General features: G+C 74.5%; 9 protein-coding genes. 5 read left to right on the top strand and 4 right to left on the bottom strand.

Annotation, left to right across the window (positions count from 1 at the left end; all coding sequences use genetic code 11):
• Positions 1-57 precede the first annotated feature (57 nt).
• The 4 genes from ACFYU0_RS05610 to ACFYU0_RS05595 all read left to right on the top strand — a co-directional run bounded on the left by ACFYU0_RS05610 (position 58) and on the right by ACFYU0_RS05595 (position 6,512).
• Positions 58-1,422: an FAD-dependent oxidoreductase gene (locus tag ACFYU0_RS05610; protein WP_389298039.1), complete on the top strand. Its 1,365-nt coding sequence runs from the start codon at positions 58-60 to the stop codon at positions 1,420-1,422.
• A gap of 410 nt (positions 1,423-1,832) precedes the next feature.
• A complete protein-coding gene (locus ACFYU0_RS05605; protein WP_389298037.1) occupies positions 1,833-3,137 on the top strand; it encodes a hypothetical protein in 1,305 nt (434 codons plus the stop codon).
• Between the two features lie 49 nt (positions 3,138-3,186).
• A complete protein-coding gene (locus ACFYU0_RS05600; protein WP_351666229.1) occupies positions 3,187-3,510 on the top strand; it encodes a YkvA family protein in 324 nt (107 codons plus the stop codon).
• Between the two features lie 275 nt (positions 3,511-3,785).
• On the top strand, positions 3,786-6,512 hold the full coding sequence (locus ACFYU0_RS05595; protein WP_389298035.1) for a SpoIIE family protein phosphatase: 2,727 nt from the start codon (positions 3,786-3,788) through the stop codon (positions 6,510-6,512).
• A gap of 75 nt (positions 6,513-6,587) precedes the next feature.
• Here ACFYU0_RS05595 and ACFYU0_RS05590 read toward each other — a convergent pair whose 3' ends face one another.
• Both ACFYU0_RS05590 and ACFYU0_RS05585 read right to left on the bottom strand, forming a co-directional pair.
• Positions 6,588-6,821 carry a hypothetical protein gene (locus ACFYU0_RS05590; RefSeq protein ID WP_351666225.1) on the bottom strand — a complete coding sequence of 78 codons (234 nt, stop codon included), beginning with the start codon at positions 6,819-6,821 and terminating at the stop codon, positions 6,588-6,590.
• 119 nt (positions 6,822-6,940) lie between these two features.
• Positions 6,941-8,782: a glycoside hydrolase family 15 protein gene (locus tag ACFYU0_RS05585; protein ID WP_351666223.1), complete on the bottom strand. Its 1,842-nt coding sequence runs from the start codon at positions 8,780-8,782 to the stop codon at positions 6,941-6,943.
• 219 nt (positions 8,783-9,001) lie between these two features.
• Here ACFYU0_RS05585 and ACFYU0_RS05580 point away from each other — a divergent pair, with 219 nt between their 5' ends.
• Positions 9,002-9,208, top strand: coding sequence for a hypothetical protein (locus ACFYU0_RS05580; protein ID WP_351666221.1), 207 nt, complete (start codon positions 9,002-9,004; stop codon positions 9,206-9,208).
• A gap of 172 nt (positions 9,209-9,380) precedes the next feature.
• On the opposite strand, the gene ACFYU0_RS05575 is transcribed toward ACFYU0_RS05580, so the two are convergent.
• Complete coding sequence (locus tag ACFYU0_RS05575; RefSeq protein ID WP_389298034.1) at positions 9,381-9,860, bottom strand: DUF5709 domain-containing protein; 480 nt, start codon at positions 9,858-9,860, stop codon at positions 9,381-9,383.
• A 101-nt stretch (positions 9,861-9,961) separates the two neighbouring features.
• Positions 9,962-11,467, bottom strand: a complete 1,506-nt coding sequence (locus tag ACFYU0_RS05570) for a hypothetical protein (RefSeq protein WP_389298033.1) — start codon at positions 11,465-11,467, stop codon at positions 9,962-9,964.
• Between the last annotated feature and the right edge of the window lie 65 nt (positions 11,468-11,532).

Below are 11,532 nucleotides of genomic sequence, written 5' to 3'. Positions count from 1 at the left end.
CCGATCGAGCGAGTCTCCTGTTCAGGCTCGAATGTTCACGCTCGAAGGGAACTGATCATGCCGCGCCCCCTGCGGGTAGCCATCGTCGGAGCCGGCCCGGCCGGGATCTACGCCGCCGACGCCCTGCTCAAGTCCGAGGTGGCCGCCGAGCCCGGTGTCTCCATCGACCTCTTCGAGCGGATGCCCGCCCCGTTCGGCCTGATCCGCTACGGCGTGGCGCCCGACCACCCGCGCATCAAGGGCATCATCACCGCCCTGCACCAGGTGCTCGACAAGCCGCAGATCCGCCTCTTCGGCAACGTCGACTACCCCACCGACATCAGCCTGGACGACCTCCGCGCCTTCTACGACGCGGTGATTTTCTCGACCGGCGCCACAGCCGACCGCGAGCTGTCCATACCCGGCGTCGAGCTGGACGGCTCCTACGGCGCCGCGGACTTCGTCTCCTGGTACGACGGCCACCCGGACGTGCCGCGCACCTGGCCGCTGGAGGCCGAGAAGGTCGCCGTGCTCGGCGTCGGCAACGTGGCGCTCGACGTGGCCCGCGTCCTCGCCAAGACGGCCGACGAGCTGCTGCCCACCGAGATCCCGCCGAACGTGTACGACGGTCTGAAGGCGAACCGGGCCAAGGAGATCCACGTCTTCGGCCGCCGCGGCCCGGCGCAGGCGAAGTTCAGCCCGATGGAGCTGCGCGAGCTGGACCACTCCCCGAACATCGAGGTCATCGTCGACCCCGAGGACATCGACTACGACGCGGGCTCCATCGAGACCCGGCGCGGCAACAAGCAGGCCGACATGGTCGCCAAGACCCTGGAGAACTGGGCGATCCGCGACGCCGGCGACCGGCCGCACAAGCTGTTCCTGCACTTCTTCGAGTCCCCCGCCGAGATCCTCGGCGAGGACGGCAGGGTCGTCGGCCTGCGCACCGAGCGCACCGCCCTGGACGGCACCGGCAACGTCAAGGGCACCGGCGAGTTCAAGGACTGGGACGTCAGCGCCGTGTACCGCGCCGTCGGCTACCTCTCCGACAAGCTGCCCAAGCTCCCCTGGGACCTGGACTCCGGCACCGTCCCGGACCGGGGCGGCCGGGTCCTGGAGGAGAGCGGCGGCCACCTGCAGTCGACGTACGTCACCGGATGGATCCGGCGCGGCCCCATCGGCCTCATCGGCCACACCAAGGGCGACGCCAACGAGACCGTGGCCAACCTGCTCGACGACCACGCGAACGGCCGCCTGCACACCCCCGCCTCGCCGGCGCCGGAGGCCGTGGACGCCTTCCTCGCCGAGCGCGAGGTCCGCTTCACCACCTGGGAGGGCTGGTACAAGCTGGACGCCGCCGAGCGCGCGCTGGGCGAGCCGCAGGGCCGTGCGCGCGTGAAGCTCGTCGAGCGTGAGGACATGCTGCGGGAGAGCGGCGCGTAACTCCTCGCCGGTGGACGGGGCCCGCCCCTAGCGGATGGGTGGGCGGGCCCCGTCCGACCGCCCATTCTGGGCTTGTCGCCACAGCCCGGGGGACGTGTGAACGGCGGTCGTCCCACGTGTGCGGCGCACACCCCGGGTGATCGGCGCATCCCTCGGGTGACCGGCGCGCGTCACGGTCACCGGCGCGTTCCGCGTGACTGGTATGCGTCCCGGGCTGCCGGCGCGCGACCCGTGCGCGGGAGCGTGACCCGCACGCCGGGGCGCGCGGGCGCACCACGGCGGGCGCTTCCCCGACGCGCCCGCACCGCTGTCACCGGTGGCGCGGCGCGCCGCACAGGGCCCCGTCGCCGGGTTCCGGCCTCCGGCGGTGATACTGGGTACCGCACCTGCCCCCATCAGCAGATTGGCCCATGTCGAACTCCGCCGCCGACCACGCCACCATCCCGCCGACCCTCTGGGCGGCCCGCGGCCGCCACCCCGGCCCCGCCGCCGAGGACGTCGTCCGCCGCACCCTCGGACGCCGCAAGGAGAGCGGGGACATCGACGACTTCGCCGAGCCGCCCGTGCTCGACGAATCCCCCGGACGGATCTTCGAGGCCCGCTGGCGGGCCGGCGGCGCCGTGACCGTGCGGGCCCGGCTCACCCTCGTACCGCGGGCCGCCCGCCCCGAGGGGCAGGAGTGGACGCTCGTCGCCGAGGCGGAGCGTCCGTGGGACGAGACATGGCCCTCCCCCGCGACCCTGTTCTGGCCCGAGGCCGGAGCCGCGGAGGGCGCCGACGGCGACTGGGACCACCACCCCACCGTCCCGGGCCTGCGCTTCCGCGAGGTCAACCCGCTGCCCGACGACGACAAGGAGACCCGGCGCCGGCTGAAGGACGCGGCCCGCGACTCCTGGTGCGCGCACGTCGTCGTGCACGAGGCGATGACCCCCAACGCGGAGGGCCGGCTGCCGTTGACCCGGCTGCTGCCGCCCGGCCTCCGGCACCGCGTGCTGGAGCACCGGGCCACGCCCCAGCAGTTCCGCGCCGTCAACTGGGCGCTGAAGGACCTCGGCGTCGAGGTGCCGCGCGGCGGTGCCGTGCTGCTGCCGCCTGACCCGGCGCCCGCCGACTACGACAGCCGTGAGCACAGCGTGCGCACCGTCTTCCTGGACGGCTCCGAGCCGGCCGGGCTCGTGGCGGCGCTGCGCCACTTCACGGCCCTCCCCCGCCCCCTGCCCCGTGGCCTCGGGGAGGCGCTGGCGGACCTGCGCGAGAACTGGACCCTGACGACGCTCCAGGAGGAGCTGGACCGGCAGCGGGAGCTGGTCGCCATGTACGCCGACGCGCTGGAGGCGATGACGAGGTCCCGGGACCTGTACCGGGAGGCCGCCGAGCAGGCCCACCAGGCGCTGGCCGCCCTCCGCGACGCGCCCGCCCCGGCCGCGCTGCCCCAGCAGCAGCGGTCCGGCGCCCGGACGCCCGCCGCGCTCCAGCAGCTGACGCGGACCTTCGAACGACTGCGGTTCACCGCCAAGGCCCCGCGGACGGCGCCGGCCGCGGACGGCCCGTCCGAAGCGGCGGAGGCTCCCGGCGTCACCGCGCTTCCCGAACGCCCCGCGCTGCCCGCAGCCCCCGGTGCCGCTAGCGTCGACGGCGCCGGCGCGGCGGTAGTGGCCGGCGGGCGGGGCGGTACGGCGGCCGGGACCGGGCAGAGGGAAGAGAAGGGGAACTGAACGGGGCCGCACCGGCCCGCCCCGTCCGACACGAGGGACTGGAGGCCGCATGGATTCCACCGCGACCTGGCTGGTGATCGGCGCCGTCGTCGCCGCGGTGCTGCTCGCCGTCGCCGTCGGCCTGCTGGTGCGCCTGGTACGCGCCCGGCGCGACCTGCGGCGCGCCGGGCTGCCCACGGGACCGCGGTGGGTGTTCTGGGGCGCGGTCGCGTACCTGGTCCTGCCCACCGATCTGCTGCCCGACCCGGTCTACCTGGACGACATCGCCGTCCTGCTCCTCGCCCTGCGCAGCATGCGGGCCGGCCGCGTCCTGCCGGACGGCACCGGGCCGCGTTCCGGCCACGTCCTGCCCCCGAAGACCAAGGAGTCCTGACCCGGCCCCGCCCCAGGCCGGTCCCCTGCCTTATGGGGGAGCCGCCCGGGTGGCGCACTTCCGCCGCGTCGTCCGCCCGGCGGCGTTCGGGAGGCAGCCACCGGCGGCTGCAAGCGACGAGCGCACGGCCGGCACGCCGAACCAGGCGCCCGTGCACGCCCCCGGAAGCCGCCCGGGCAACCTGCACGGTGGCCCGGGCACGTGGCCGGGGGCGACGGCAGTCGCCTCGGCCGACGCTCTCGCCACCCGGGGCCGCGCAGTGTAGACATGGGCTCATGGTCCGACTGCCCGGCCGGCCCGAGACTCGGCCGCCCCGATCGTTCGGGCGTCCGCGCGCACCGGAGCGGCAGGCGCCGGGCGCCGACGGCGCGCCGCCGGGCGTGCTGCGGTCGGCGGTGACCGGACGCAGCGTCGCCGGACAGGTGTTCCTGCTGCAGGTGGTGATCGTGCTGCTGCTGGTCGTGTCGGCCGTGGTGGCGCAGGTGCTCCAGGTGCGGCACGACAGCGACCAGGAGGCCCGCAACCGCTCGCTCGCCGTCGCCGAGTCGTTCGCCAACGCGCCCGGCACGGCCGCCGCGCTGCGCGCCCCGGACCCGACGGCCGTCCTGCAGCCGCGCGCCGAGGCCACCCGCAAGGCGACCGGTGTGGACTTCGTCGTCGTCATGTCGACCGACGGCAAGCGGTACACCCATCCCAATGCCGACCGGATCGGCAAGACCTTCGTCGGGACGATCGCCCCCGCCGTGGCGGGCGGCACGGTCGTCGAGGAGGTCAACGGGACGATCGGCCCGCTGGTGCAGGTCGTGGTGCCGGTGAAGGACAAGTCCGGCAAGGTGGTGGGCCTGGTCTCGGCCGGGATCACCACCGCGCACGTTGGCGGTACCGCCGACCAGCAGCTCCCCCTGCTGCTCGCGGCGGCCGCGGCGGCGCTCGCGCTGGCCACCGCGGGCACCGCCCTGGTCAGCAGACGGCTGCTGCGCCAGACCCACGGCCTCGGCCCGTACGAGATGACCCGGATGTACGAGCACCACGACGCGGTGCTGCACTCCGTCCGGGAGGGCGTCCTCATCGTCGGCGGCGGCGGCCGGCTGCTGCTCGCCAACGACGAGGCGCAGCGGCTGCTGGACCTGCCCGAGGACGCCGAACAGCGGCACGTGCTGGAGCTGGGGCTGGACGACGAGACGGCCGGGCTGCTGGCCTCCGGGCGGGTCGCGACCGACGAGGTGCACCTGGTCAAGGACCGTCTGCTGGCCATCAACCAGCGCCCCACCGACCTGCGCGGCGGGCCCCCGGGCAGCGTCACCACGCTCCGCGACTCCACCGAGCTGCGCGCCCTGTCCGGCCGTGCGGAGGTGGCGCGCGAGCGGCTGAACATGCTGTACGACGCCGGGGTGGGCATCGGCACCAGCCTGGACGTGGTCCGGACGGCGGAGGAGCTGGCCGAGGTGGCCGTGCCCCGGTTCGCGGACTTCGTCACCGTGGACCTGTTCGACGCGGTGCTGAAGGGCGAGGAACCGAAGCCGGGGACCGCGCTGCGCCGGGCGGCGTTCAGCGGCCTGCGCAAGGACGCCCCGCTGTATCCGCTGGGTGAGCGCATCCGGTTCGTGTCGACGTCTCCGCAGGCCCGGAGCCTGACGACGGGGCAGGCCGTGGTGGAGCCGGTGCTCCGCGAGGCGCCCGGCTGGCTGGCGCAGGACGCCGAGCGCACCGGCCGCATCCTGCGGTACGGGATCCACTCGCTGATCACCGTGCCGCTGCGGGCGGGCACCCTGGTCCTGGGCCTGGCCAACTTCTGGCGTTCGGAGAAGCCGCAGCCGTTCGACACGGAGGAGCTGGCTCTCGCCGAGGAACTGGTGGCGCGGGCCGCCGTGTCCATCGACAACGCCCGCCGCTACACCCGCGAGCACAGCATGGCGGTGGCCCTCCAGCGCAGCCTGCTGCCGCGCTCCCTGCCCGAGCAGGGCGCCCTGGAGATCGCCTACCGCTATCTGCCGGCGCAGGCCGGGGTCGGCGGCGACTGGTTCGACGTGCTGCCGCTGTCCGGCGCCCGGGTGGCCCTGGTGGTGGGCGACGTGGTGGGGCACGGGCTGCACGCGGCGGCGACGATGGGCCGGCTGCGCACGGCGGTGCACAACTTCTCCGCGCTCGACCTGCCGCCCGACGAGCTGCTCGGCCTGCTGGACGAGCTGGTGGGCCGCATCGACCAGGACGAGACCCCGGCCGACGGCGCCGCGGTCACCGGCGCGACCTGTCTGTACGCGGTGTACGACCCGGTGTCCCGGCGCTGCACCGTCGCCCGGGCCGGGCACCCGCCGCCGGTGCTGGTGCGCCCGGACGGCGAGGTGGAGTTCCCGGAGGTGCCCGCGGGTCCCCCGCTGGGGCTGGGCGGACTGCCGTTCGAGACGGTCGACCTGGAGCTGCCGGAGGGCAGCAGTCTGGTCCTCTACACCGACGGCCTGGTGGAGGACCGGGACCGGGACATCGACGTCGGTCTCGAACTGCTGCGCGACGCGCTGCGCCGGGCGCCCGGCGCCTCGCCCGAGGACACCTGCCGGACCGTGCTGGACCGCCTTCCGGCCCGGCCCAGCGACGACGTGGCGCTGATCGTGGCGCGCACCCGGGTGCTCGGCGCGGACCGGGTCGCCGAGTGGCAGGTGCCCTCCGATCCGGCGGCCGTCGGCGAGGTGCGGGCGTCGGTGGTCAGGCGGCTCGGGGAGTGGGGGCTCGAGGAGCTGTCGTTCACCACGGAGCTGATCCTCAGCGAGCTGGTGACCAACGCCATCCGCTACGGGCGCGGCCCGATCGGGGTACGGCTGCTGCGCGAGCGGACGCTGATCTGCGAGGTGTCCGACGGCAGCACGACCTCCCCGCACCTGCGCTACGCCGCGAGCACCGACGAGGGCGGCCGGGGGCTCTTCCTGGTCGCGCAGCTCGCCGAGCGCTGGGGCACGCGGTACACCCCCAACGGAAAGATCATCTGGGCGGAGCAGCCCCTGCCCTGACGGCCGGGCCGGTCCCGGCCAGTGCGTCCGCCGGGCACGCGGGGCGGGTGCGGCGCGGACCCGGCGGGGGCCCGGTCAGCCGCCGAGCCGCGAGCGCAGCAGCTGCTTGCCCATTTCGGCGCCCTTGCGGCTGTCCGACTGGGCCTTGCGGAACAGCTCCACGACCTCGTTGTCCTTCTCGCGGTCGGCGTCCTGGATGTACTGCTCCAGGCGCAGGGCGTTGCTCAGGCACGCCTCGACGTACCAGATGAGGTTGTAGTCCTTGTCACGGGTCCCGGTGACGTCGCCGGTCTCACTGGTGCTGGTCATACGGGGTCTCCTCCTTGCGCGGACCCTGTGTCCCTTGCCTGTCGGAGACCCCCGGGTACCCGTGCGGCCCACGCGCACACGGCATCCCGCGCCGCCCGTACGCGCGCCGGCCGGGTCGCTCAGCCGAGGGCGCGGTCGAGGTTGAAGGCGGCGCTGATCAGGGACAGATGGGTGAAGGCCTGCGGGAAGTTGCCCTGCTGCTCGCCGGTGCGGCCGATCTCCTCCGCGTACAGACCGAGGTGGTTGGCGTAGGTGAGCATCTTCTCGAAGGCGAGGCGGGCCTCGTCGAGCCGTCCGGCCCGGACCATGGCCTCGACGTACCAGAACGAGCAGATGGAGAAGGTGCCCTCGTCGCCGCGGAGTCCGTCGGGGCTGGCCTGCGGGTCGTAGCGGTAGACGAGGGAGTCGGAGACCAGGTCCTCGGTGAGGGCGTCCAGGGTGGACAGCCACTTGGGGTCGGTGGGGGCGATGAACTTGGCGAGCGGCATCATCAGCACGGCCGCGTCGAGCACCTCGCTGTCCTCGTGCTGGACGAAGGCGCCGCGCCGCTCGGACCAGCCGCGGTCCATGATCCACCGGTAGATGGTGTCGCGGGACCGGCGCCAGCGGGGCAGGTCGGCGGGGAGTCCGCGCCGGTTGGCGAGGCGGATGGCCCGTTCCACCGCGACCCAGCACATCAGCCGCGAGTACAGGAAGTTGCGGCGGCCGCCCCGGGTCTCCCACACGCCCTCGTCGGGCTGGTCCCAGTGGTCGCACACCCAGTCCACGAGGTGGCACACGTCGTCCCACTGGCCGCTGGAGATGGGCTGGGCCCACTTGTCGTAGAGGTAGATGGAGTCGATCAGGGCGCCGTAGATGTCGAGCTGGAGCTGGTCGGCGGCGGCGTTGCCGATCCGGACCGGGGCGGAGCCGAGATGGCCCTCCAGGTAGGTGAGTTCGCGTTCGGGCAGTTCGGTGCGGCCGTCGATGCCGTACATGATCTGCAGCGGTCCGGAGTGGTCGCCGCAGCCGGGGCTGATGTGCGTGGTCAGGAAGCGCATGAACGCCTCGGCCTCGCCGGTGAAGCCGAGCCGCAGCAGCGCGTAGACGGCGAAGGCGGCGTCGCGCACCCACACGTAGCGGTAGTCCCAGTTGCGCTCTCCGCCGAGCTGCTCGGGCAGGCTGGTGGTGGGCGCGGCGACGATGGCGCCGGTGGGGGCGTAGGTGAGGAGCTTGAGGGTGAGCGCGGAGCGGTGGACCATCTCGCGCCAGCGGCCCCGGTAGCGGGACTGGTGCAGCCAGCGCCGCCAGTAGGCGACGGTGGCGTTGAACTCGTGCTCGGCCTCCATGTGGGGGCAGCCGCGCGGCGGCACCTCCTCGCCGGCCAGGTCCAGCGCGAACACCGCGGTCTCGCCCTCGCCGAGCTTGAAGTCGGCCCAGGCGTCCCGGCCGTCGCACTCCATGGCGACGGTGGAGGTGAGCGCCAGGGCCCGCTCGGCGGACTCGAAGAAGAGCAGGCCGTTCACCCGGCGCACGGTGTGCGGTTGGGCGCCGTAGTCGAAGCGGGGCGCGACCCTGGCCCGGAAGGGGACGGTGCCGCGCACGCACACCACGCGCCGGATCAGCCGGTGCCGGGCCGACTCGGTGGCGTGCCCGTCCCCGGTGACCGGCATGAAGTCCTGCACCTCGCCGGCGCCGTCCTCGGTGAAGAAGCGGGTGATCAGCACGTTGGTGTCGGGGAAGTAGAACTGCTTGGTCCGGCCCGGTACCGCGGCGGCCAGTTCGAAGCTGCCGCCGCGCTCGGCGTCCAGGATGGACGCGAAGACGCTCGGGGAGTCGAAGGACGGTGAGCAGTACCAGTCGATCGTGCCGTTGGCGCCGACCAGCGCGACACTGCGCAGGTCGCCGATGAGACCGTGCTCGGCGATCGGCAGGTAGCGGGGGCTTCGGGACGACTCCTGCTGGAAGGGCATCTCGGCCATCGTGGAGGCCTCCCCAGTGCGGGACGCTGCTGTTTTCCAGGGTATGGGCGGATTTCCAGCTTACGGGCGAGTGACTCGGCGCGGGCTGGGCACGCACTCCTCACGCCGCTGTGCGGCCCCTTCCGGATGCAGGGTCCGCCGCGGCGGTGAATGGTGAGAGTGTGCCCCGTTCGGCGGCACCGGCACGGATGCGGTCATCCGGACCGAGGAGGAGGCATCATGTCGACATCCACACCCGAAGGGTCCCGGTCGTCCGACGACCACTGCACCCCGGACGCCCTGCTCCACTCCGCTCCTTCGCGGGATCTGACCCCGGAGGACCTGGTGATGGCGACGGGCAGGGACGTCACCCCGGCGACCCTCGACTGGGCGCGCCGCAAGCTGGAGACCGAGGGTCCGTCGGCCATCGAGAAGCTGCTGCCCTGACAGGGCGGTCCGGGAAGCGGTAAGGACACCAACGGGGAGGCGCCGGGCGGGCACGCCCTCGTCAGGGGGCGCGCCCGCCCGGCGCCGAGTCGTGCCCGCGTCACCGGCTCGCGGCGCGGACGGCCCCGGCCGGCCGCGGAGGGCCGGCCGGGGCCGCGTTCCCCTGGGCGTCTCAGCGTCCCGGTTCCTCGGTGATGTGCATGGCCGCCTCCTCCGCGCCGGCCGCTCCCCCGTCGATCCCCACGTCGGAGGCGACCTCCTCCTTGGTGGTGTCGGTGTGGGCGCCCTCGTCCGGGGCGACCAGGCGGCCCGCCCGGGCGTCGCCCACCTCCGGGTCGACCGGCTCGCCCTCGCCGTCGGGGAGGTCGCCGGTGGCGTCGCCCGGCGGCGGCTCCACGTCCGGAACCTCCTGGCGGAGCCGCTCGTCGAGCGTCTCGCCCTCGTGCTGCTCGGCGGCGGTGGTGCCGTACTTGGTGACGCCCAGGGGCCGCTCGGGCGGCGAGTAGCCCTCGTCGAGGATGTCGTCGTAGCCGCGTTCGTCCACCGCGTCCTGCAGGTCCAGGGGCGCGGCGTCCTCCTGCTCCTCGTTGGTCCCGGTGGGCTGGTAGGCGTCGTCCGCCATCGGGTTCCCGCCTGCCTGCTGATCGCTCATCGTCGCCTCCGTCTCGGCACGCGCTCGGTCCCGGTCCGCGTTCCCGCAGGTCGCGCACTCAATCTCGCTCGTCGGTCCGGCGGGCCCGGGCGCGGCGGCGTTCAGGGACCGGCCGTCGGCACGGCGTAGTAGAGGCGCTGCCCGGTGAGGGGGACGGAGGGCCAGGCGCGGGCGTACCCGGGTGGGCGGGAGCCGGCCGGCACCAGGGTGGCCACGGGGGTGCTGCGGGCGGTGCGGGCGATCGCCGAGGCCGTGCTGTTCGCGTTGTGCCCGGCCGTGGCCGCCGAGGAGCAGCCGGCGTAGTACGCGACCGGGATGGCCTCGTGTCCGGTCAGCAGACAGGGCGGGCGGACGCCGAGCCGGTGCAGGGCGGCGGCGGTGCGGGACCAGTCGCGGTGGGCGGCGGTCGTGCGGCTGACCACGGCGGTGAGCACGGCGAGCTGGACGGCGAGGTGGGTGGCGAGGCCCAGGGTCACCAGGGTCGCGGCCACCGTCCGCCGGGTCCCCGGCCGCAAGGTCAGCGGACCGAGCAGCGCGTCGGCGACGGGGATGGCGAGCAGGGCGTACGCCGGGAGCAGGAAGCGGGGGGCGGCGTAACCGATCATGAAGAGGTAGGGGAAGGCGGCCGTCGCCGCGCAGGCGAGCGGCAGCAGCGTGGGCGCGGGCCGCCGGGCCCGGACCGCGATCGCCAGGCCGGTCCCGGCGGCCAGGGGCAGCGCGAACCACCAGGCGGTGACCAGCGGGTGGGGCAGCGCGCCCGTGCAGGGCCGGCACAGGGCCCGCCCGCCGAGACTGCGGAGCTGGTCGACGACGGCCATGTGCAGCCCCAGGCCGCCCTGGATCGCCGAGCCGTCCGCCAGGCGCCGGGCGAGCCCGCCGTAGCCGGCGTACGCCTCGATCACCCATTCGAGGGCCCCGGCGGCGAGTCCCGCGAGGAGGGCCAGCAGGGACCGCCAGCGGCGGCGCGGCAGGCCGAGCGCGAGCAGGGGCAGGGCGGCCCACACGGCGTCCATGGGCCGCATCCAGGCCATCAGCGCGCCGCTCGCGGCCAGGCCCCACAGCGCGGCCCGGTCCCGGCGGTCCGCCCGGGCCCGCAGGAAGCAGGCGACGGCGGCGAGGGCGCCGACGGCCACCCAGTAGTTGGGCATGGCCTGGGGGCCGTAGAACAGGGTCACCCACAGGGAGGCGAACAGGACGCCGGCCAGGGCGAGGACGCGGTCCGGGAAGAGGCCGCGCCAGGTCCGCAGGGCCAGGTACAGCGCGAGGCCGGACAGGAGGGCGAGGTAGATCCGCAGCAGGGCGGTGGACGAGGACCAGGCCGCCACGGGCGCCACGAGCAGGGAGACGCCCCGTGCGCGGGGCGCGCTGAAGAAGGCCGCGGGAGCGTGTCCGGAGACCTGGCTGACGTACACCGTCTCGTCCCAGCCGAGGCCCATGCCGAGCCGGACGAGCAGCAGTTGGGCCAGGCTGAAGGCCACGGCGACGGCGGCGAGCGGCGGGGCGAGGCCGGGGTGCCGGGCGGGCCGGGTCCCCGGGGTTCCGGCGGACTCGCGGCGCGCCCGGGCGCGCCGGGCCGCCTCGCGGGTCGCGTGTGCGCTGTCGGCCATGGCCACCTCTCCCTGGGGCAAAACACGGCCAAACTAACGCGTACCACCGCACCGTGCCCGGCGGA

Source organism: Streptomyces sp. NPDC003720, assembly GCF_042875075.1.
Taxonomy (GTDB): Bacteria; Actinomycetota; Actinomycetes; order Streptomycetales; family Streptomycetaceae; genus Streptomyces.
This window is presented reverse-complemented; position numbering and strand designations above follow the sequence as displayed.